This window comes from Serratia sp. (in: enterobacteria) (assembly GCF_052400455.1).
GTDB classification, from domain to species: Bacteria; Pseudomonadota; Gammaproteobacteria; order Enterobacterales; family Enterobacteriaceae; genus Serratia; species Serratia ureilytica.
Genome location: NZ_CP185812.1, coordinates 3,439,733 through 3,461,270, shown reverse-complemented (window position 1 = coordinate 3,461,270; position 21,538 = coordinate 3,439,733). Strand labels below are relative to the sequence as shown.

At 62.3% G+C, this 21,538-nt stretch carries 19 protein-coding genes; 10 read left to right on the top strand and 9 right to left on the bottom strand.

Going from position 1 to position 21,538, the window contains the following annotated elements; genetic code table 11:
* The first annotated feature begins 173 nt into the window (after nucleotides 1–173).
* Complete coding sequence (locus ACORQT_RS16770) at nucleotides 174–482, top strand: type 1 fimbrial protein (RefSeq protein WP_004935734.1); 309 nt, start codon at nucleotides 174–176, stop codon at nucleotides 480–482.
* Nucleotides 483–543: 61 nt separating this feature from the next.
* Here the strand turns inward: ACORQT_RS16770 and ACORQT_RS16765 are convergent, their stop codons facing one another.
* On the bottom strand, nucleotides 544–2,016 hold the full coding sequence (locus ACORQT_RS16765; protein ID WP_164057616.1) for a mannitol dehydrogenase family protein: 1,473 nt from the start codon (nucleotides 2,014–2,016) through the stop codon (nucleotides 544–546).
* A 292-nt stretch (nucleotides 2,017–2,308) separates the two neighbouring features.
* On the opposite strand from ACORQT_RS16765, the gene uxuA reads away from it, so the two are divergent.
* Nucleotides 2,309–3,499 carry a mannonate dehydratase gene (uxuA, locus tag ACORQT_RS16760; protein WP_042785058.1) on the top strand — a complete coding sequence of 397 codons (1,191 nt, stop codon included), beginning with the start codon at nucleotides 2,309–2,311 and terminating at the stop codon, nucleotides 3,497–3,499.
* A gap of 42 nt (nucleotides 3,500–3,541) precedes the next feature.
* Here uxuA and yeiP read toward each other — a convergent pair whose 3' ends face one another.
* Nucleotides 3,542–4,114: an elongation factor P-like protein YeiP gene (yeiP, locus tag ACORQT_RS16755; protein ID WP_004935725.1), complete on the bottom strand. Its 573-nt coding sequence runs from the start codon at nucleotides 4,112–4,114 to the stop codon at nucleotides 3,542–3,544.
* Between the two features lie 126 nt (nucleotides 4,115–4,240).
* The gene (mtr, locus tag ACORQT_RS16750) at nucleotides 4,241–5,485 is read right to left on the bottom strand and encodes a tryptophan permease (protein WP_042785056.1); all 1,245 of its coding nucleotides are present in this window, start codon (nucleotides 5,483–5,485) and stop codon (nucleotides 4,241–4,243) included.
* 271 nt (nucleotides 5,486–5,756) lie between these two features.
* On the opposite strand from mtr, the gene ACORQT_RS16745 reads away from it, so the two are divergent.
* Complete coding sequence (locus ACORQT_RS16745; protein WP_019453627.1) at nucleotides 5,757–6,011, top strand: YkgJ family cysteine cluster protein; 255 nt, start codon at nucleotides 5,757–5,759, stop codon at nucleotides 6,009–6,011.
* Here the strand turns inward: ACORQT_RS16745 and ACORQT_RS16740 are convergent.
* The 4 genes from ACORQT_RS16740 to ACORQT_RS16725 form a co-directional block, all read right to left on the bottom strand.
* Nucleotides 6,008–7,183 (bottom strand): sugar efflux transporter, encoded by a 1,176-nt coding sequence (locus ACORQT_RS16740; protein ID WP_042785055.1) that lies wholly within the window; start codon nucleotides 7,181–7,183, stop codon nucleotides 6,008–6,010. The two genes, ACORQT_RS16745 and ACORQT_RS16740, sit on opposite strands and share 4 nt — an antisense overlap.
* A 155-nt stretch (nucleotides 7,184–7,338) precedes the next feature.
* Nucleotides 7,339–9,813: a trimethylamine-N-oxide reductase TorA gene (gene torA / locus ACORQT_RS16735; protein WP_033652537.1), complete on the bottom strand. Its 2,475-nt coding sequence runs from the start codon at nucleotides 9,811–9,813 to the stop codon at nucleotides 7,339–7,341.
* Between the two features lie 12 nt (nucleotides 9,814–9,825).
* Nucleotides 9,826–10,986: a NapC/NirT family cytochrome c gene (locus ACORQT_RS16730; RefSeq protein WP_042785054.1), complete on the bottom strand. Its 1,161-nt coding sequence runs from the start codon at nucleotides 10,984–10,986 to the stop codon at nucleotides 9,826–9,828.
* A gap of 231 nt (nucleotides 10,987–11,217) precedes the next feature.
* The gene (locus tag ACORQT_RS16725) at nucleotides 11,218–11,640 is read right to left on the bottom strand and encodes a nucleotide triphosphate diphosphatase NUDT15 (protein ID WP_033652539.1); all 423 of its coding nucleotides are present in this window, start codon (nucleotides 11,638–11,640) and stop codon (nucleotides 11,218–11,220) included.
* Nucleotides 11,641–11,887: 247 nt separating this feature from the next.
* Here ACORQT_RS16725 and fruB point away from each other — a divergent pair, with 247 nt between their 5' ends.
* From fruB to ACORQT_RS16705, 4 genes are all read left to right on the top strand, one after another.
* Complete coding sequence (gene fruB / locus ACORQT_RS16720; RefSeq protein WP_033643805.1) at nucleotides 11,888–13,021, top strand: fused PTS fructose transporter subunit IIA/HPr protein; 1,134 nt, start codon at nucleotides 11,888–11,890, stop codon at nucleotides 13,019–13,021.
* On the top strand, nucleotides 13,018–13,959 hold the full coding sequence (gene fruK / locus ACORQT_RS16715; protein ID WP_015378523.1) for a 1-phosphofructokinase: 942 nt from the start codon (nucleotides 13,018–13,020) through the stop codon (nucleotides 13,957–13,959). Before fruB ends, fruK begins: the two co-directional genes overlap by 4 nt.
* An 11-nt stretch (nucleotides 13,960–13,970) precedes the next feature.
* The gene (gene fruA, locus ACORQT_RS16710) at nucleotides 13,971–15,653 is read left to right on the top strand and encodes a PTS fructose transporter subunit IIBC (RefSeq protein WP_047025332.1); all 1,683 of its coding nucleotides are present in this window, start codon (nucleotides 13,971–13,973) and stop codon (nucleotides 15,651–15,653) included.
* Nucleotides 15,654–15,814: 161 nt separating this feature from the next.
* A complete protein-coding gene (locus ACORQT_RS16705) occupies nucleotides 15,815–16,408 on the top strand; it encodes a DJ-1/PfpI family protein (protein ID WP_080280892.1) in 594 nt (197 codons plus the stop codon).
* Nucleotides 16,409–16,425: 17 nt separating this feature from the next.
* Here ACORQT_RS16705 and nfo read toward each other — a convergent pair whose 3' ends face one another.
* Nucleotides 16,426–17,265: a deoxyribonuclease IV gene (gene nfo / locus ACORQT_RS16700; protein ID WP_033643802.1), complete on the bottom strand. Its 840-nt coding sequence runs from the start codon at nucleotides 17,263–17,265 to the stop codon at nucleotides 16,426–16,428.
* Nucleotides 17,266–17,363: 98 nt separating this feature from the next.
* A complete protein-coding gene (locus ACORQT_RS16695) occupies nucleotides 17,364–18,437 on the bottom strand; it encodes a YeiH family putative sulfate export transporter (protein ID WP_033652542.1) in 1,074 nt (357 codons plus the stop codon).
* A gap of 193 nt (nucleotides 18,438–18,630) precedes the next feature.
* Here ACORQT_RS16695 and ACORQT_RS16690 point away from each other — a divergent pair, with 193 nt between their 5' ends.
* The 3 genes from ACORQT_RS16690 (at nucleotide 18,631) to ACORQT_RS16680 (ending at nucleotide 21,493) form a co-directional block, all read left to right on the top strand.
* The gene (locus tag ACORQT_RS16690) at nucleotides 18,631–18,828 is read left to right on the top strand and encodes a hypothetical protein (protein ID WP_033643799.1); all 198 of its coding nucleotides are present in this window, start codon (nucleotides 18,631–18,633) and stop codon (nucleotides 18,826–18,828) included.
* A 98-nt stretch (nucleotides 18,829–18,926) separates the two neighbouring features.
* Complete coding sequence (gene yieE / locus ACORQT_RS16685) at nucleotides 18,927–19,793, top strand: DNA-binding transcriptional regulator YeiE (RefSeq protein WP_021505917.1); 867 nt, start codon at nucleotides 18,927–18,929, stop codon at nucleotides 19,791–19,793.
* Between the two features lie 221 nt (nucleotides 19,794–20,014).
* Complete coding sequence (locus ACORQT_RS16680; protein ID WP_033643798.1) at nucleotides 20,015–21,493, top strand: amino acid permease; 1,479 nt, start codon at nucleotides 20,015–20,017, stop codon at nucleotides 21,491–21,493.
* Nucleotides 21,494–21,538: the final 45 nt, after the last annotated feature.

Genomic DNA, 21,538 nt, shown 5'->3' with positions numbered 1-21,538 from the left:
TGGCAAGAAAATTCTTAGATAAAACCCTGTATTAGATACGGTTAACTTTTGTTAGTAGCTTGTTTTTACATTGTTAATGACGCGATTAACGATCAAATCTCGTCCCTTTCCTTGCGATTATTCCGAACAAGATCCTCTATGGTTAAATTGGCTTAACTAAAAATGAGGTTGCCATGAATACCTTTCGGTTATTTTTGATCGTAGGAATGTTGTTTTCATGGACGGCAGTGAGTCAGGCAGGAGTGGCCGGCGGGGTAATTCGCTTCGTCGGCTCTATCGTTGAAAGTCCTTGCACGGTCAAGATTGCAGATTCTAAGGCGAATACGCAATGTTACCGCAACGGCCAGCATTATCAGGCCCAGCAAGCGTTGTCAGGTTTTGATACTACACGCAAAGAACTTCCGCTGAATCTTGGCACAACCGAAATGAAGTGGGTAGACCAACAGAAGAAACTTGCTGTTATGACGGTCGTTTATCGTTAAGTCGTTCCGCCATGCCGGCGTAACGTTACGCCGGCATGGTTATTCTCAGCCTGCAGGCACTTCACCGCTTCACCCACTCCTTCACCGTTTCACGCGCACCGCGATCGCGCAGTGACAAATAGGCTTGCGTCACCGCCTCGATAAACGCGGCATGCGTCGCCAGCTGTTCGCCAAACACCGATTTCAGCGCCAGGAGCGCCGTTACGCGCCGCCGATCGTCCGGAGTGGCGGCGATCGTCTGTTGCAGGACATCTGCCAGCGGATCGCGAATGTCGATGGGCTGGCCGGCGTCATCGACACCGCCGACGTACCGCATCCAGCCCGCCACGCCCAGCGCCAGCCCGCTATAGTCGCCGCCGTGCCGCAGATGCCAGCGCACGGCGTCCAGCAGGCGCTGCGGCAGCTTTTGCGTGCCGTCCATGGCGATCTGCCAGGTGAGGTGTTGCAGCGCCGGATTGCTGAAGCGCGCGATAAGCTGTGCGGCGTAGTCGGGCAGACTGATGCCGGTGACGCTCAGGGTTGGGGCCTGCTCGCACAGCATCAGCCGCTGTGCGGCGCGGCGGTAGTGCTCGTCCGCCATGCACTCGTTGATATAGCGGTAGCCGCCCAGGTAACCGAGATATGCCAGGAACGAGTGGCTGCCGTTCAGCATGCGCAGCTTCATATGCTCAAACGGCAGCACATCGCGGACCAACTGGGCGCCGGCCAGCTCCCACGCCGGGCGTCCGGCGGCGAAATTGTCTTCCACGACCCATTGAATGAAGGGCTCGCAGGCGATGGCGCATTCGTCACGCACGCCGCCCAGCGCGGCGGCGATCTCGTCCAGCGTGGCCGGCGTGGCGGCCGGCACGATGCGATCGACCATGGTGCAGGGGAAGGTGGCGGCGGAGGCGATCCAGTCGGCGAGCGACGGATCCCGCACCTGCGCCAAATCGAGCACCGCCCGGCGCAGCACGTGGCCGTTCTCCGGAATATTGTCGCAGGAGAGCAGGGTGAAGGCGGGCAGCTCGCGTTCACGCCGCAGCCGCAGCGCCTCCACCAAAATGCCGGGCGCGGTCTGCGGCTGATGCGGCGCCGCCAGATCGGCGACGATCCCCGGATGCCGCCGATCCAGCCGCCCGCTGCCGGGTTCGATGCAGTAGCCCTTTTCGGTAATGGTCATCGAGACGATCGCCACCTGCGGCTCGGCCAGCTTCTCCAACACCGCGGCGATGCCCTCCAGCTTGCGGTGCACGCTCTCATGCACTGCGCCGATCACCAGGGCCTGATGGCCGTCCGCGCCTTTCTCCAGCACGCTGTATAAATGATCCTGTTGCCGCAGCGCCTGAAACAGCGGCACGCCGCCGGACAGGCTGATCTCGCAAATGCCCCAGTCGCCGCCCTGGGCGTTCAACACCCGATCGGTCAGCAGCGCCTGATGCGCACGGTGGAACGCGCCGAAACCCAGGTGCACGATGCGGCTGCGCAGGGCCCGGCGATCATAATTCGGTTGCCGGACGGCGCCCGGCAGCGGGGTGTTGGCGATCGTATTCATCTCATCTCCAAAGCGAGTAGACAGCTGGCGGGCCACTTGCGTCAAGTTAGCGGACCAGTTTGCCGACGCATGGACAGCGGGGCGCCGGCGATAAAAAACTGCCATCAGTCTAAAGTTGTCGGCAGGTTAAGGGAATTGGTCAGGCCAAAATAAGCCAGAATCGTGAAGCGGATCAACCAATGGATGGTTCAATTTTGACAGCGCGCGGCGAAAGAGTAAGTTAAAGATAGCTGACATCTAAATTAAACTGGTATAACAACATCGCGATGCGAGACAGGCATAAGGATACAACATGGAACAAACATGGCGTTGGTATGGCCCGAACGATCCGGTCTCTTTGGATGACGTGCGTCAGGCTGGAGCGACCGGGGTGGTCACGGCGCTGCACCATATTGCGAACGGCGAAGTCTGGCCGATCGACGAGATCCGCGCGCGGCAGGCGCTGCTGGCGGAAAAAGGGCTGGTGTGGTCGGTGGTGGAGAGCGTGCCGGTACATGAAGAGATCAAAACCCACAGCGGCGATTGGCGGCGGCATATCGCCAACTATCAACAGACGCTGCGCAACCTCGCGGCCTGCGGCATCGACACCGTCTGCTACAACTTCATGCCGATCCTCGACTGGACGCGCACCGATCTGGCCTATTCGCTGCCGGACGGCGCCAAAGCGCTGCGTTTCGATCACATCGCCTTCGCCGCGTTCGAGCTGCATATCCTGCAACGCGCCGGCGCCGAGGCGGACTATACGGCGCAAGAGCGCAGTCAGGCGGCAGCCTATTTCGCCGCCATGAGCGAGGAGGAGAAAGCCACGCTGACGGGCAACATCATCGCCGGGCTGCCGGGGGCGGAAGAAGGCTATACGTTGGAGCAGTTCCGCCGCCGCCTGGCGGAATACGACGGCATCGACAAGGCGCAACTGCGCGAAAACATGGCGGTCTTTCTGCGCGCCATCGTGCCGGTGGCGGAAGAGGCCGGCATCCGGCTGGCGGTGCATCCCGACGATCCGCCGCGGCCGATCCTCGGCCTGCCGCGCATCGTCTCCACGATCGAAGACATGCAGTGGCTGAAGCAGACCGTCGACAGCATTCATAACGGCTTCACCATGTGCACCGGTTCCTACGGCGTGCGCGCCGACAACGATCTGGTGCGGATGATTGAAACCTTCGGCGATCGCATTCACTTTACCCACTTACGCGCCACCTGCCGCGAGGAAAACCCGAAAAGCTTCCACGAGGGGGCGCATCTGCAGGGCGATGTGGACATGGTGGCGGTGATCGAAGCGATCCTGACCGAAGAACGGCGTCGGCAGCGGGCGGGCGATCGGCGGCCGATCCCGATGCGCCCCGATCATGGGCATCAGATGCTGGACGATTTGAAAAAGAAAACCAATCCGGGCTATTCGGCCATCGGGCGGTTGAAAGGGCTGGCGGAGCTGCGCGGCGTCGAGCTGGCGCTCAAGCGGCGCTTTTTCCCGGAATTGCCGTAGCGGAAAATGAAACGGGGCCGAGTATCGGCCCCGCTGGCGCGACTAGTCGGCGCGGCTCATGTAGCGGCGTTCGGCGATATGAATGCGGATCTTGTCGCCGGCGCTGAGGTATTCCGGCACATGGATCACCAGACCGGTCGCCATGGTGGCCGGCTTGTTGCGGGCGCTGGCGGAAGCGCCTTTGATGCCCGGCGCGGTCTCGACGATTTCCATATCCACGGTCTGCGGCAGCTCCAGCGCCAGGACCTGGCCGTCCAACGTCAGCACCTGCATGCCCGGCAGGCCGCCTTCCGGAATGAACAGCAGTTCGTCTTCGATCTGGTCTTTCTTGAAGATGTACGGCGTGTAATCTTCGTCATCCATAAACACGTATTCTTCGCCGTCGATATAGGAGAAGTTCACCTTGCGGCGCGACAGGGAAATGGTGTCCAGGATATCGTCGCCCTTGAAGCGTTCTTCCACTTTCAGGCCGGTGCGCACGTCGGAGAAGCGCATTTTGTACAGGGTGCTGGCGCCGCGGGCGCTCGGGCTCTGCACGTCGATATCTTTTACCAGCAGCAGCTTGCCGTTGTAGCTGATCGCCATGCCGCGTTTAATTTCGTTAGCTCTTGCCATTTCAATTCATCCGCAATGAAGAGTATTAGAGAAGTTGCGACAAGGTACTCGCGCCGCCGATTTCAGGCAATAGCCCGGCGCAAAAACAGTGCGGGAAAGGGAGGGCGGCAGCCCTCCCGTCGGGGATTACCGGAAGACCGGCAGCAGGCCGAACAGCGACAGAATATGCGCGGCGGCGTTGATCAGTCCAAACAGGATGACGAACAGGATCACGCCGTTGCCGCCCGGTGCGCGATAACCGGCCTGCGGATAGCGGCGGCGGCTGGCACGCGCCATCAGCGCCGGCACGATCACCGCCCAGATGGTGGCCGCCAGCCCGGCGAAGCCGATGGCGTACAGGAAACCGTTCGGGAACAGCAGCGCGGCCAGGGTCGGCGGCACAAAGGTCACCAGCGCGGTCTTGCTGCGCCCGACGGCGTCGTCCTTGAATTTGCAGAAGTCCGCCAGGTAGTCGAACAGGCCCAGCGACACGCCGAGGAACGAGCTGGCCAGCGCCATATAGGAGAAAGCGTTCAGCAGTTGGCTGACGGTCTGGCTGCTGGAGACGTTGCCCATTTGCTTGAGCAGGCTGCCGATATTGCCGCCCTCGGCGATCACCTGCTTAAAGGCGTCGCGCGCGATATTGCCCTGAATCACATACTGCCACAGGATGTAGATAGCCAATGCCAACAGGGTGCCGTACACCAGGCTGCGCACCACGGAGCCGCTGTCCTTGTGGTAGTACTTCACCAGCCCGGGAATGTTGCCGTGGTAGCCGAACGAGGTCAGCAGGTAAGGCAATGCCGCCAGGGCGTAAGGCAGATAGCTGGCCTGGTCATCGCCGGTATTGAACAGCACCGCAGGCTGCACGTGGGTGAACATGTCACCCACCGACATCACGAAGGTGATCACCATGCCGCCGATCAGAATGGTGCTCAGGCGGTCGACCGCGCGGGTGGAGAGCCAGACGATAAACGCCACGACCAGCGCGAACACCAGGCCGGCGGTGGCCTGGCCGACGCCGACGATGCCCTCCAGCGTGTGCGCGATGATCGAACCGCCCGCGGAGATATAGGCGTAGGTCAGGATGTACAGCACGAACGCCACCGACAGGCCGTTCACGGCGTTCCAGCCTTTGCCCAGCAGATCCTTGACCATGGTGTTGAAGCTGGCGCCGCTCGGGTAGTGCAGCGTGGCTTCAAGGATCATCAGGCCGGAAAGCAACATGCAGGCCCAGGTATACACCAGCAGCGCGACGGAGCCGCTGAACCAGACACCGGAAGTGACGATCGGAATGGAAAACATGCCGGCGCCTACGGCGGTACCGGCAATGATCATCGCGCCGCCGAGAACGGAAGGGCGGGCCAGCTTCTGGATGGTGTCCGTAGACATGTGCGCTCCTGATGGAAGAGGTTCTTTTGTACTAGCTCAATGGTACATGGGTGCATGGCGCATGTAAAGCGTGGAAATTGCACGCTTCACGCGTTTTTGTCTTTAAATTGCGGCTTTTTGGGCGTTTATTCGCCAGGCGGCGAATCCGGCGGGGCAAGACGGTTGCGGGACGAGTGTAAAGATCGCCAAGGCGCAGGGATTCTGCTGGCGGCCGCCGCACGCGGCTGCTATTGTCGCGCTTCTTTTCCCCAGCCCACCAGGAGTAGCGCTGATGGACTGTCGCAGCGACTGCGGCGCTTGCTGTATCGCGCCGTCAATATCCAGCCCGATCCCCGGCATGCCGAACGGCAAGCCCGCCAATACCCGCTGTATTCATTTGGATGAACAGCTGCGCTGCGGCCTGTTTCATTCGCCGCTGCGGCCGAAGGTGTGTGGCAGCCTGCAGCCGAGCCGCGACATGTGCCACGATCACCGCGATCAGGCGCTGATCTACCTCGCCAGGCTGGAAGCGGACACCGCGCCTTAAACGTCTTTCAACCGCCACAGACACAGCGTCGCGCCTACGGCCATCGCCAGCGCGGCGTAAAACACCGCATGGTAGTTCCAGATTTCCGCCACCGCGCCGGCGATAGCGCCGGCGATAACCCAGCCGACTCGAATGGTGTTGGTGAACAGCGTGGTGGCCGTGCCGGCCTGACCGGGCATCAAATCCTGGAAGTAGAGCATGCCGATCCCCGCCAGTACGCCGATAAACGCCGCATTCAACAGCTGCAGAGCGATGAGTTGCCCACTGCCGGTGATAAACAGCAGGCCGCAGTAGAACAGTACGCCGGCGACGGCGGCGCCGAGCATCAAACACCGTTTGCCGCAGCGTTTCGCCACCATGCCGGCGATCAGCATGATCGGGATCTCCAGCCCGGCGGCGGTGCCCATCAGCACGCCGACCAGCCGCTCCGGCAGCCGCAGTTCGTGCACCATATACAGCGGCATGTTGATCAGGTACATGCTGTTGGCGGTCCACATCAGGGTGCTGGCGCCAAACAGCAGCAGCGCGTCGCGGCGATGCTGGCGCGGTGCGGCCAGAGGCGCGCTCGCCACGGCGCTTTTCGGCATGGAGGGCAGCCGTTTCCACACCAGCAGGCCGCACAGGACAAAGGCCGCCGCGCCCGCCAGATACAGGGTTTTGAAGCCGAAACCCAGCGCCAGCGCGAAGGCGATCGGCGGGCCTATCACCCAGGCGAGCGAGACCTGCGCGCGCATGATGGAGGTGAACATCACCGCCTCGCGCCCGGTGCGATCGGCGTGTTCGCGCGCCAGGGCGAACATTTGCGGGTTAGCGGTGGAACCGAAGCTGGTGAGCAGCACGCCGACGAGCAGCAACAGGTAGTAATTGCGACTCCAGGCGAACAGCGTGAACCCCAGCGCACCCAGCATACAGCAGAGGAAGATCAGCGATTTGCGGTCGCCTTTTTTATCCGAGCGGCCGGCGAGAAACTGGCTGACCAGAATGCCGATCACCGCGCTGCCGGTGAAGAACAGGCCAACCAGCGCCGGCCGCACCTTGACTTCGGTTTCCAGAAACAGGCTCAGCGTCGGGGTTTGCAACGCGCCGGCGATGCCGGTCAGGAAGGCCACCGCCAAAAAGGCCAGCGAAGTGAGATCGGGCGTGCGTCGCGTTACTGCGGATGAAGTCGGCATGGCGATGGAGAATTCGTCGAAAAAGTGAGGTCGCGCGCATCATACGCCCGTTGAAAAGAAACGCAAACCGCTATCCCTCGGTGGAGGGTAAGCGGCTATGTCGCGCGGCGACGAGGAAAACAGGGGGCGCGTTGCGCCCTCTGTTTATCGCGGGATCAGGCGCCTTGCGGCACGGCGTGCGCGGTATTTTTCAGCGCCGGCCCCTGATACTTCTCGATCTGCAGCTGCGCCATCTGCCCGCAGTTGCCCTGCGCCAGGCTGGAGGAGCCGATGTCGAAGGTCAGGCAGTTGACGTTGCCGTTCTTGCACAGCGAGCCGGGCTGCGCCGGATCGGCCGGATCGAACCAGGCGCCTTCGCTGATGCGCACCACGCCAGGCCGCACGTCTTCGCTGACCACCGCCCCTACCAGGATCTGGCCGCGATCGTTAAACGCCCGCACCAGATCGCCGCCGGTAATGCCGCGCGGCTGCGCGTCCTGCGGGTGGATCAGGATCGCTTCACGATCCGCCACCGCGTATTTCTTGCGCAGCGGCGTATTGTCGAGCTGGGAGTGCAGCCGGTTGGTCGGGTGCGCGGTATTGAGCGACAGCGGATACTTGGCCGCTTCCGGCCCGCGATACCACTCGTGCGGCGGCATCCAGGTCGGGATGCCGGGGCAATCCGCATAATGCATTTTGGCGATGGCGTCGGAGTAGATTTCGATCTTGCCCGACGGCGTGCCCAGCGGGTTCAGCAGCGGGTTGTCGCGGTAATCGGCGAAGCGCACCCACTGCTTATTGGCCTCCGGCACCGGGAAACGCACGTAGTTATTGGATTGCCAGAACATGTCGAACGGCGGCAGCGCCACCCGCGCGGCGCGCGCCTGGTTTTTCATGTCGTCGTACATGCCTTTCAGCCACTGGGTTTCATCCTTGCCCTCGGTAAAGGCCTCCTGCACGCCCAGCCTGGCCGCCATCGCCGAGAAGATGTCGAAGTCGCTGCGCGACTCGTGCTGTGGCGGCACGCATTGATGCATCGGGAACACGTAGAGCTGCGAATAGTCGCCGCCCATTTCCAGATCGTTGCGCTCGTAGCTGGTGGTGGCCGGCAGGACGATATCGGCATGCTTGGCGGTGGCGGTCCAGTAAGGCTCGTTGACCACGATGGTGTCCGGCCGCTGCCAGGCTTTGACCAGGTTATTGGTGTCCTGATGCTGGTGGAAGGTGTTGCCACCCGCCACATACACCATTTTCACCTCGGGGTAGGTGACCTTGGCGCCGTTGAAGTCGATGGTTTTGCCCGGATTGCTCAGGCATTCGGCGATGCGGGCCACCGGGATCGGCGCCGGCGAGTTCTTCGGCGCGTTGCCGGCGGAGATGCCGGCGATGATGCCGCCCTTGGCGGTCGGGCTGCCGCCGGACGAATAGTGGTAGCTGAAGCCGAAGCCGCCGCCCGGCAGGCCGATCTGGCCGAGCATCGCCGCCACCGTTACCAGCAGCCAGTGCTGCTGTTCGCCGTGATGCTGGCGCTGAATGCCCCAGCCGCCCATGATCATGGTGCGATGCTTCGCCATCTCGCGCGCCAGCGCGCGCAGCGTGTCGGCATCGACACCGCTGATGTCGGCCGCCCATTCGGCGGTTTTCGCCACGCCGTCGCTCTCGCCCAGCAGGTAGGCCTGGAACTTGTCAAAGCCGACGGTATAGGTTTTCAGGAAGTCCGGGTTATGCAGCTTCTCGGTCAGCAGCGTATGGGCGATGCCGATCAGCATGGCGCCGTCGGTGTATGGGCGCGGGGCGATCCACTGCGCATTGACGAACTTGGCGCTGTCGTTGTGTACCGGATCGATGCTGATCACCCGGGTGCCTTTTTTCTTCAGCGCCTCGAAGCCGGTCTGGCCGACGTGATCCGGCACGTTCCAGCTGTTTTTCAGCGTGACCATCGGGTTGCAGCCCCACAGGATCACCAGCTCGCTGTTCTCGATCACGTTCGGCCAGGCGGTCTGCTGTTCGTAGACCTCCATCGAGCCGACCACGTGCGACATGATCACCTGTGCCGCGCCGGTGGAGTAGTCACCGGCGTAGCCGAGGAAGCCGCCGGTCAGGTTCATCAGGCGCTGCAGCAGCGTGCGGCTGTTGTGCAGCATGCCGACGCTTTTCCAGCCGTAGGAACCGGCGTAGATCGACTGCGGGCCGTGATCTTTTTGCAGGCGGGTGATCTCATTGCACACCAGCTCGGTGGCTTTGTCCCAGCTGACGCGCACCCACTCGTCGCGGCCGCGCAGCTCGGTGCGGCTGCCGGGGCCGCCTTCCAGCCAGCTTTTGCGCACCATCGGATATTTGATGCGGTTCTCGGCGTGCACCTGATAAGGCGCCATGGTGATCAGCTCATTGGGATACGGATCGTCCTGCACCGGCTGCACGCCGACCATCTTGCCGTCCTGCACGATGGCTTCAAACGCGCCCCAGTGGGCGCCGGTCAGAATGCCTTTCTGCGCCTGACGCAAGACGATGAACTGCGGCAGCGCTTCGCTGATGGCCTGCGCCAGCGCCGCTTTGGGCCATAATCCCGCCAGCAGCGGGGCGGCGGTCAGCGCGGCGGCGCCGGTTAGGAAGCGGCGGCGGCTCATGGTTAACGGTTTTTGGTTGCTCATTGCGCTTCTCCCTTAAAGCTTGGCCGGTGCGGCAGGTGGCATGTCGCTGGCGTGTTTTTGTACGTATTGTGTCAGCACGCGCAGCTGTTCCTGCGTCAGTGAGGTACGCGGCGCCATGCCTTTGATGACGCCGATCCATTGGTTGGCGTTGAAGCGATCGAGCGCGGTCAGCCCGTGGCAGCCGGTGCAGTTGGCCGACATCATGTCCGCGGCGTAGCGCCAGATTTTTTGCTGATCGTCGATCAGCTGCTTGCGCGGCAGCCACACTTGCAAAGAGACCTGATGCCAGACCAGGCCGGTTTCCGCATCGGTCTGGGTGGACGCGGTCTTCAGCTGTTTGCGCGCGTCTTCACCCAGCAGCACGCTGAGGATGCGTTTGCCCTGCGCGGCGTAGAACACTTCGCTGACCCCGTCTTGCTGCCAGCCGCTCACGGTGGCCAGCACCTTGTCGCCATCCTGTTTCACCACCTGCACTTCGGTGGACGGCATCAGGTTACCGGCATTATGGCTGTCGTCTGCGCTGAGGAAGAACGGTTCGGTGGCAATGGTGTAGAGGGTGGTGGCGCCCGGTGCGGTCAGCGCCGCGGCCTTGGCCAGCTCGGCGGCGCCGGCCTGGGTTTCGCCGCTCATGTCCGGCAGGATGTGGGCCACGCCTTTATGGCAGTCGATGCAGGTTTCGCCCTGTTTGATCGCCACCGGGTGCTGCAGGCGCGCTTCGGGACGCTGGGCGGTGATGTCCATGGCGTCGTAGCTGTGGCAGGAGCGGCAGGTGGCCGAGTCGTTCTCTTTCAGCGTCTTCCAGACCGACTGCGCCATCGCCAGCTTGTGCGCTTCATATTTTTCCGGCGTATCGATGGTGCCGACCATCTCGCCGTAGATGTCTTTTACCGCGCGGATCTTGGTCCACAGGTAATCGATCGGCTGGTGCGGCACGTGGCAGTCGGCGCACTCGGCGCGGATGCCCTTGGTGTTTTGGAAGTGGACGCTGCCCTGATATTCGGCCAGCGGTTGTTGCATGGTGTGGCAGGAAACGCAGAAGGCGGTATCGCTGGTTTTATGGAATACGGTGGCGGTCCCGGCCAACAGCGCCGCGCCGAGGATAATCCCCAGCAGCAAAAGCCATAGCCATGCCCACCGGCGCTTTTTTTCAAAGCCAGTCAGTTTTTTGCTCATGGTAAACCCGCTTATAATTATGAATTTAAAATAAAATCTTGCCAAAAGGCCGCCGACCGGAGGTCAGAATGCCACGTCGATTGCAGGGGTAATGATAGAAGAGGGTTAACCCCATGGGGTTATCCGTAGTCAAAAAAATGGCGTATATCGCAAAAAATAGCGTTATATTCTATTTTACATAGCGATGGGCTGTGAGGCAGGCAACGCGAACGCCGCGCGCTCGCGAAGGGCTCAGGCCGTTGGCAAGTAGGTTTGGCCGCTCAGCCACAGGCGGATCGCCGTGCGGCTGGCTTCGAAATGGGGTTCCGGCAGAGAGTCTGGCGCGCACCAGCGCCATTCGGCGCATTTTTCGGGTTCTTTCAGCTCGGCTTCGCCGCCGGGATGCGCCACCTGCAGACAGATGGACACCGTGTGTTTGCCTTCGGCGCGCCAGGTTTGCAGATTGTTGCTGACGCCAACGAAGCGCGGCGGATCGATGATCAACCCGGTTTCTTCGGCAATTTCGCGCTGGGCGCACTGCTCGAAGGTTTCACCGGCATCCAGATGCCCGCCGGGGATCGACCAAAAGGGCGCGTGGGAGCCGCAGCGTTTGCCCAGCAAAATCTCGCCTTGCGGGTTCACGATGATCACCCCGACGCCCGTCACTACATTCATGCTTTTCTCCGTCAGCAAAGTTTCAGCACAGTATGTCATTTTGCCCCGGCGCTGACCAATGCGCCGATGAAAGTGTGCGTAAGCTCAAAAATCTGCAATGGCGAAAGGGAGAAAGCTTGCTTTCATCTTGCGCTGCTTACACACTCCTTGAAACGTTTCAGCGTTATCCGACCGCTTGTGGGCAGCGGGTAACGCTCCTTTTTCTCAATGAAGCTGAAACGATTCAATTCAGCAGGAGAGGAGAATCATGTTCCAGTTGTCACCGCAAGACATTCATCTGGGCGCCGCTGCCGCCGATAAGCAGGAGGCCATCCGTCAGGTGGCCGCCGCGCTGACCGACGCCGGCTGCGTCAGCGCCGGTTATGTGGACGGCATGCTGCAGCGCGAACTGCAGACGTCCACCTACCTGGGCAACGGCATCGCCATTCCGCACGGCACCACCGATACCCGCGATCTGGTGTTGAAAACCGGCGTGCAGGTGTTCCAGTTCCCGCAGGGCATCGCGTGGGGGGAGGGCCAGACCGCCTATGTGGCGATCGGCATCGCCGCCCGTTCCGACGAGCATTTGGCGCTGCTGCGTCAGCTCACCCACGTGCTGAGCGATGACAGCGTGGCGGAGCGGCTGGCGAAAACCACCTCCGCGGAAGAGCTGCGCAGCCTGTTGATGGGCGAACGGCAGAGCGCCGAATTCCAGTTCGACGTTTCGCTGATTGCGCTCGACGTCGCCGCCGACAGCCTGATGACGCTGCAGGCGCTGAACGCCGGCCGTCTGCAAAAAATCGGGGCGGTCAACGCGCAGTTCGTCAGCGATGCCATCACCCGCAAGCCGCTGAATCTGGGGCAGGGCATTTGGCTGAGCGACAGCGTTGAAGGCAACCTGGCCAGCGCGGCCACCGTCAGCCGCCCGGCGCAGGCTTTCGTGGAAGACGGCGAGCCGGTGGCGCTGCTGCTGACGGTGTCGGTCGCCGATGCGCAGCCGCTGGCGGTGCTCAACTACCTCAGCGATCTGCTGCTGGCCAACAAAGCTGAACGCTTGCTGAAGGCGGATGCCGCCGGCGTGCTGGCGCTGCTGACCAGCGACGTGGCGGAAGAGAGCAGCGTGCTGAGCGCCGAGTTCGTGATCCGCAACGAGCATGGCCTGCACGCGCGGCCGGGCACGGCGCTGGTCAACGTGATCAAAAGTTTCAACAGTGACATCACCGTCACCAACCTGGACGGCAGCGGCAAGCCGGCCAACGGGCGCAGCCTGATGAAGGTGGTGGCGTTGGGCGTGAAGAAAGGGCATCACCTGCGCTTTACCGCCAATGGAGAAGATGCTGAAGCCGCGCTGAAGGCGATCGGCGAAGCGATTAATGAAGGACTGGGCGAGGGCGCAGCATGAGCAGAAGAGTAGCAACAATCACCCTGAACCCGGCGTACGATCTGGTGGGTTTCTGCCCGCAGATTGAACGCGGGGAAGTCAACCGGGTAAAAACCGCCGGCCTGCACGCCGCCGGTAAGGGCATCAACGTCGCCAAAGTGTTGAAAGATTTAGGCATCGACGTCACCGTCGGCGGCTTCCTGGGCAAAGATAATCAGGACGGTTTCCAGCTGCTGTTCAGCGATCTGGGGATCGCCAACCGCTTTCAGGTGGTGCCGGGGCGCACCCGCATCAACGTCAAGCTGACGGAAAAAGACGGCGAAGTGACCGATTTCAACTTCTCCGGCTTCGAAGTGACGCCGCAGGACTGGGATCGCTTCGTCAGCGACTCGCTGAGCTGGCTGGGCCAGTTTGACATGGTGGCGGTGAGCGGCAGCCTGCCGGCCGGCGTCGATCCTGACGCGTTTACCGACTGGATGACCCAACTGCGCGCCAAGTGCCCGTGCATCATTTTCGACAGCAGCCGCGAAGCGCTGGTCGCCGGGCTGAAGGCCTCGCCGTGGCTGGTCAAACCGAACCGCCGCGAGCTGGAAATCTGGGCCGGGCGCCCGCTGCCGACGCTGGCGGACGTGGTCGAGGCCGCGCATGCGCTGCGCGAACAGGGCATCGCCCACGTGGTCATCTCCCTCGGCGCGGAAGGCGCGCTGTGGGTTAACGCATCCGGCGCCTGGATCGCCAAACCGCCGTCCTGTGAGGTGGTCAGCACCGTGGGCGCCGGCGATTCGATGGTCGGCGGCCTGATTTATGGCCTGCTGATGCGCGAATCCAGCGAACACACCCTGCGTCTGGCCACGGCGGTAGCGGCGCTGGCGGTCAGCCAGAGCAACGTCGGCGTGACCGATCGTCCCCAGTTGGCCGCGATGATGGCGCGCGTCGATCTGAAACCTTTCAATCAATAGCAGGAGGCAGAATGAAAACGCTGCTGATGGTAGACAGTTCGCAGGGACAGGCCCGTGGCCACCTGGCGAAACGCATGCTGGAGGCCGCCGCGGCCAAAGCCGGCCTGACGCTGGTCGAGTCGCTGCAGGACGCCGAACTGGTGGCGGTTGCGGGGCAGGCTGCTCCTGCTGACGCCGCGCTGAACGGCAAATTGATCTATGTGGGCGAGGTAGAACAGGCGGTGCGTGAACCGGACGCGTTTCTGGCGCGCGCCCAGGCCGAAGCTGAAACCTATCAGGCGCCGCAGGCGGCTGCGGTGAAAGCCGATGGACAAAAACGCATCGTGGCGATCACCGCTTGCCCAACCGGCGTGGCGCACACCTTTATGGCGGCCGAAGCCATTGAAAGTGAAGCCAAGAAACGCGGCTGGTGGGTGAAGGTGGAAACGCGCGGCTCCGTCGGCGCCGGCAACGCCATCACCCCGGAAGAAGTGGCGGCGGCGGATCTGGTGATCGTCGCGGCGGACATCGAAGTGGATCTGGACAAGTTTGCCGGTAAGCCGATGTATCGTACTTCCACCGGTCTGGCGCTGAAGAAAACCGCGCAGGAACTGGACAAGGCGCTGGCCGAAGCCGAAGTGTTCCAGCCGCAGCAGCGCAGCGGCGCGGCGCCGACGGCGAAGAAGAAAGAGGGCAACGGCCCGTATCGTCACCTGCTGACCGGCGTGTCCTACATGCTGCCGATGGTGGTGGCGGGCGGTTTGTGCATCGCGCTGTCGTTCGTGTTCGGCATCAAGGCGTTTGAGGTCAAGGGCACCCTGGCGGCGGCGCTGATGCAGATCGGCGGCGGCTCCGCCTTCGCGCTGATGGTGCCGGTGTTGGCCGGTTTCATCGCCTTCTCCATCGCGGATCGTCCGGGCCTGACGCCGGGCCTGATCGGCGGCATGCTGGCGGTGAGCACCGGCGCCGGGTTCCTTGGCGGCATCATCGCCGGTTTCCTGGCGGGTTATGTCGCCAGGGCGATCAGCAGCAAGCTGCGCCTGCCGCAAAGTATGGAAGCGCTGAAGCCCATCTTGATCATTCCGCTGGTGGCCAGCCTGATCACCGGCCTCATCATGATTTACGTGGTTGGCACGCCGGTGGCGAAAATCATGGAAGGCCTGACCCATTGGCTGCAGTCTCTGGGCACCGCCAACGCCGTGCTGCTGGGGGCGATCCTGGGCGGCATGATGTGCACCGACATGGGTGGCCCGGTGAACAAAGCGGCCTACGCGTTCGGCGTGGCGCTGCTCAGCTCCTCGGTGTATGCGCCGATGGCGGCCATCATGGCGGCGGGCATGGTGCCACCGCTGGCGATGGGCCTGGCGACGCTGCTGGCGCGCCGCAAGTTCCCGAAATCCGAACAGGAAGGCGGCAAGGCGGCGTTGGTGCTGGGGCTGTGCTTCATCACCGAAGGGGCGATTCCGTTCGCCGCCCGCGATCCGATGCGCGTGTTGCCGTGCTGTATCGCCGGCGGGGCGCTGACCGGCGCGCTGTCGATGGCCTTCGGCGCCAAGCTGATGGCGCCGCACGGCGGCTTGTTCGTGCTGCTGATCCCGGGCGCGATTTCGCCGGTGTTGCTGTACCTGGTGGCGATCGCCGCCGGCACGCTGTTGGCCGGGGTGGCTTATGCCCTGCTGAAACGTGCTGAAACGCCGGTCGCCGCCGCGGCGTAAGCCTCGCCGATACCGCAAAACGCGCAGCCCAGAGCTGCGCGTTTTTATTTGTGTCTTAGGCAGTTAGCACGATTTACCCCTGGTCAGAAACCACAAGGCTTTCTAAGCTGATAGCGCGACTTTGTTCCTGCGAACAAGGAATGACTCAAGGAGATTCATCAGTGGCTAAAAAAGTGGCGATCGTACTGACATCCGGTTTCGCCGATTGGGAATACGCGCTGATTGCCGGCGTTGGCGGCCCGTTTTATGGGCTGGATGTGGCGTTTTTTGCGCCGCAGGCCGGAACGCTTCGCTCACAGGGCGGGTTGACGGTGGACGTTGCTCACGGCGTGGCCGAATTGGCGGACTGGCGCCCCGAGGTGCTGGTGGTGGTCGGCGGCACCCTGTGGGAAACCGAACGGGCGCCGGATATCCGCGCGTTGCTCAACGAGCAGCGTCAACGCGGCGCGATCCTGGCGGGCATTTGCGGCGGGACGTTGGCGTTGGCGCGGGCCGGCCTGTTGAACAACAGGGCGCATACCTCCAACGATGCCGAGTTCTTGACGCGCAACGTTGCGGGCTACAGCGGGCAGCGCCATTACGTTGCGAGCGCCGTCGCCGTTGTGGATGACCGCGTCATTACGTCACCGGGATCGGCGCCGGTCAGTTTTACCACCGCGGTGTTCAGGGCTGCGGGCCTGGATGAAGAAACGCTGCGTCAGTTCGGCGCCATGCTGGCGGCGGAGCACGCGGTGGGGGAAACCGCTCGCGCTTAAGCGAGCGGCCAGGGGGGTTACTGCTGCGCCTTCAGCCAGGCGATCTCTTCGGCCCAGATATCCGGATTTACCGTTTCCAGAATCAGCGGGATATTGTCGAAACGCGGATCGCGCATGATGTAGCTGAACACCGTTTTGCCGATGTTGCCTTCCCCCAGGCTGTGATGGCGGTCGACGCGGCTGTTGAACTCGCTCTTGGCGTCGTTCAGGTGCATGCCGCGCAGGTAGTTGAAACCGACGATGTCGCCCAACTGCTTGAAGGTGCGCTCGCATTCTTCTTCGGTGCGCAGATCGTACCCGGCGGCGAAGGCGTGGCAGGTGTCGATGCAAACGCCGACGCGGCTTTTGTCTTCGACGCCGTCGATGATCGCCGCCAGGTGCTCGAATTTGAAGCCCAGATTGCTGCCCTGGCCGGCGGTGTTCTCGATCACGGCCGTCACGCCGGCGGTTTTATCCAGCGCGATGTTGATCGATTCGGCGATGCGCGCCAGGCATTTATCTTCGTCGATTTGCAGCAGGTGGCTGCCGGGGTGGAAGTTCAGCAGCGTCAGCCCCAGCTGTTCGCAGCGCTGCAGCTCGTCGATAAACGCCTCGCGCGATTTTTCCAACGCGTCGGCTACCGGGTGCCCCAGATTGATCAGGTAGCTGTCGTGCGGCAGGATTTGCCCCGGCCCGTAACCGTACTGGGCGCAGGCGCTCTTGAACTTATCGATCACGTCGGCGGCCAGCGGGGCGGCCTTCCATTGACGCTGATTTTTGGTGAACAGGGCGAACGCGGTCGCCTCCAATTCGTGCGCGCGGATAACCGCCTGATCCACGCCGCCTGACGCGCTGACATGTGCACCGACAAACTTCATCTTCATTCTCCTGTGTTATCGGTGACATTATGGCATTGATGGCGGGCGGATTGAATGGCGAAAAGCGGCGGCCCGCCGAAGCGGGCCGCCGAGGGAGATTACAGCAGGTGTTGCACCAGTTGGTTTATCGCGCCGCCGCCGACCAGCAGCCAGACGAACAGCAGCGTTGCCAGCAGAATCGGTTTCATCCCGGCCTGGCGCACGGCGCTGATGTGGGTGGTCAGCCCCAGCGCCGCCATCGCCATCGCCAGCATCCAGGTGTCGGCGGTGATCAGGTGCCGCACCAGCGTGGCCGGCAGCAGGTTGAAGGAGTTCAGCCCGGCGACGGCGATAAACAGCACGGCGAACCACGGAATGGTGATGGCGGATTTTTCCGCCTTGCCTGCGCTGCCGCGGCTGATGTAGCCCGACAGCAGCAGCAGGAACGGCGCCAGCATCATCACGCGGATCATCTTGGCGATCACCGCCGCATTTTCGGCGTCAGGCCCGATGGCGTGCCCGGCGGCGACCACCTGAGCCACTTCGTGGATGGTGGAGCCGGCGTAGATGCCGAAGGTTTCCTGGCTGAACGGCAGCCACTGGAAGTGCTCATTCAACTGATACAGCCACGGATAGGCGAAGATCGCCAGGGTGCCGAACACCACCACGGTCGAAACCGCCACCGCCACTTTGCTGGAGTCGGCCTTCAGCACCGGCTCGGTGGCCATCACCGCCGCCGCGCCGCAAATGCTGCTGCCGGCGCCGATCAGTATCGCGGTTTGGCTGTCGATGCCGAACACTTTCTTGCCGAGCCAGCAGGCCAGCAGGAAAGTGGTGATCAGGGTCAGCGCATCGATGATGATGCCGCTGGCGCCCACGTCGGCGATCTGCTGAAAGGTCAGCCGGAAGCCGTAAAGGATAATGCCCAGACGCAGCAGGCGCTGTTTGGCCAGCTGTACGCCGCTGTGACAAACGGTTTGCCAGCGGGGGTACAGCGTGTTGCCCACCAGAATGCCGAGCAGGATCGCCAGCGTCAGCGCCCCCAGCCCCAGCTCCGCCACCCAGGGAATGTCGCCGGCCCAGACGGCCAGCGCGGTGAGCGCGCCGGTCAGCGCCAGCCCCGGCACCAGCCGCGGCAGGCCGAACAGCGGGAAGCGTCGCTCGGGGTAAGTGTGAGTGGTATCAGTCGCCATATAAAGTCAGTCCTTCAGTCTGTTTCTTGCGGTCAAGAGTACGTTTGGGCTGAATAAAAGAGAAATTGATTATATATTTATAACCTATCTGAATAAGTGGTATGGGGTCAGCCATTGGCATAACGCCGCATTGCGGCTAGGGTGTGGAGGAGCGGCGAGCCGCCGTCAATTTTCCAACTAACAGGAGCAGGCGATGGATACCGACGATCAACGCAGAGAGCAGGTAGATCAGGAAGTGGGCCGCGCGGTGCGGCGGTTGATTGAAGAAAACAAGGCGATCGACCGCGACCATCTCGCGGCGATGCTGCAATTGATACTGCGGGACGAAACCGGCACGCCGCGAGAGCCGGTGCTGGCCGCGGCGGCGCAGCTGGTCGCGTTGGGCAAATAGCGCGCCGATCTGGCCGCAAACAGGGTCGCCTGGCCGGGCTGCCCACCACACCATGTTGGGGTTCTCTGGCAGAACCCTCTTTCAATACCGGGACAGCTATGCATATCACGTTGCGTCAACTGGAAGTCTTTACCGAAGTGCTGAAAAGCGGTTCGACCACGCAGGCCTCGGTGGTGCTGGCGCTGTCGCAGTCGGCGGTCAGCGCGGCGCTGGCGGATCTGGAGGGGCAGCTGGGCGTGCAGCTGTTCGATCGCGTCGGCAAACGGCTGGTGATCAACGAGCACGGCCGGTTGCTGTATCCCAAGGCGCTGGCGCTGTTGGAACAGGCGGGGGAGATAGAGCAGCTGTTTCGCCATGACGGCGGGGCGTTGCGCATCGCCGCCAGCAGCACCATCGGCAACTACATGCTGCCGGAGATGATCGCCCGCTACCGCCGGGATTTTCCCGCCACGCCGCTGGAGCTGAACGTCGGCAACAGCCAGGACGTAATCGTGGCAGTGGCGGATTTTCGCGTCGATCTGGGGCTGATCGAAGGGCCTTGCCATATGCCGGAGCTGGTGACGCAGCCGTGGCTGGAGGACGAGCTGGTGGTGTTCGCCGCGCCGGATAACCCGCTGACCCGTCAACCGCCGACGCTGGAGGCGCTGGCCAATGCGCCGTGGATCCTGCGCGAGCGCGGTTCCGGCACCCGTGAGGTGTTGGACCATCTGCTGTTGGCGCATCTGCCGCACTTCCAGCTGGTGATGGAGCTGGGCAACTCGGAGGCGATCAAGCATGCGGTGCGGCACGGCATCGGCATCAGCTGCCTGTCGCGGCGGGTGGTGGCGGAACAGCTGGCCAGCGGCGCGCTGGTGGAACTGCCGGTGCCGTTGCCGCCGCTGCGCCGCACCCTGTACCTGATCCGCCATCGGCAAAAGCACGTCTCCAACGCGTTGCAACGTTTTCTCAGCTATTGCGTGCTGTAACCGGCGGCACGTCAAGCCCTCTGCTGCCGCGCAGGCCGGAAAAAGCATAAAAACCTGCGCCCGCTCACATTAATGAGAGTAAGTAAGGCTATAAGGGCCGCAGCTAATAATTGCCTCTGAATTATGAAGCTATCTTATATCGGTGCAATGTTGCTAGTTCACCGGCGGGTATTTGTTACAATCCGCCCTCATTTTTCGAAGAGCAGATAGATAGGGAACGAATGGCTCAGCAGGATATAAAAACATCGGGGCAGCAAGCACCCGGATTGCGCCGTGAATTGAAAGCCCGGCATTTGACCATGATCGCCATCGGCGGCTCCATCGGCACCGGCCTCTTCGTCGCCTCGGGCGCCACGGTTTCTCAGGCAGGCCCCGGCGGGGCGCTGCTGTCTTACGCTCTGATCGGTTTGATGGTGTACTTCCTGATGACCAGCCTGGGCGAACTGGCGGCCTTTATGCCGGTCTCCGGTTCATTCTCCACCTACGGCGCCAAATACGTAGAAGAAGGCTTCGGCTTCGCGCTGGGCTGGAACTACTGGTACAACTGGGCGGTGACCATCGCCGTTGACCTGGTGGCCTCGCAGTTGGTGATGAGCTACTGGTTCCCGGACACCCCGGGTTGGATCTGGAGCGCGCTGTTCCTCGGCCTGATGTTCCTGCTGAACTACATTTCGGTGAAAGGGTTCGGCGAGGCGGAATACTGGTTCGCGCTGATCAAGGTCAGCACCGTGATTATCTTCATCGCCGTCGGCGTGATGATGATCGTCGGCATTCTGAAGGGCGGCGAGCATGCCGGCTGGCAGAACTGGACAATAGGAGACGCGCCGTTTGCCGGTGGCTTCTCGGCGATGATCGGCGTGGCCATGATCGTCGGCTTCTCGTTCCAGGGCACCGAACTTATCGGCATCGCAGCCGGCGAATCGGAAAACCCGGGTAAAAACATCCCGCGCGCGGTGCGTCAGGTGTTTTGGCGTATCCTGTTGTTCTATATCTTCGCCATTCTGATCATCAGCCTGATCATTCCGTACACCGATCCGAGCCTGCTGCGCAACGACGTGAAAGACATCAGCGTCAGCCCGTTCACGCTGGTCTTCCAACATGCCGGCCTGCTGTCGGCGGCGGCGGTGATGAACGCGGTGATCCTGACGGCGGTGCTGTCGGCCGGTAACTCGGGCATGTATGCGTCGACCCGCATGCTGTACACCCTGGCTTCGGAAGGCAAGGCGCCGCGCATCTTCGCCAAGCTGTCGAAAGGCGGCGTGCCGCGCAACGCGCTGTACGCGACCTGCGTGGTGGCCGGCCTGTGCTTCCTGACGTCGATGTTCGGTAACCAGTCGGTTTACCTGTGGCTGCTGAATACCTCGGGCATGACCGGTTTCATCGCCTGGTTGGGCATCGCCATCAGCCACTACCGTTTCCGTCGCGGCTACATGCTGCAGGGGCGCGATCTGAACGATTTGCCGTACCGTTCCGGTTTCTTCCCGCTGGGGCCGATCTTCGCCTTCGTGCTGTGTCTGATCATCACCCTGGGGCAGAACTACCAGGCCTTCCTGCAAGACAAGATCGACTGGTACGGCGTGACCGCGACCTACATCGGTATTCCGCTGTTCCTGCTGATTTGGTTTGGTTACAAGCTGTCGCAAGGCACCCGTGTCGTGAAGTACAGCGAGATGGAATTCCCGAAGATGGACGTGAAGTAATTTTCGGTGAGTGACACGCGGCGGGGGCTCCCGCCGCGTTTTGTT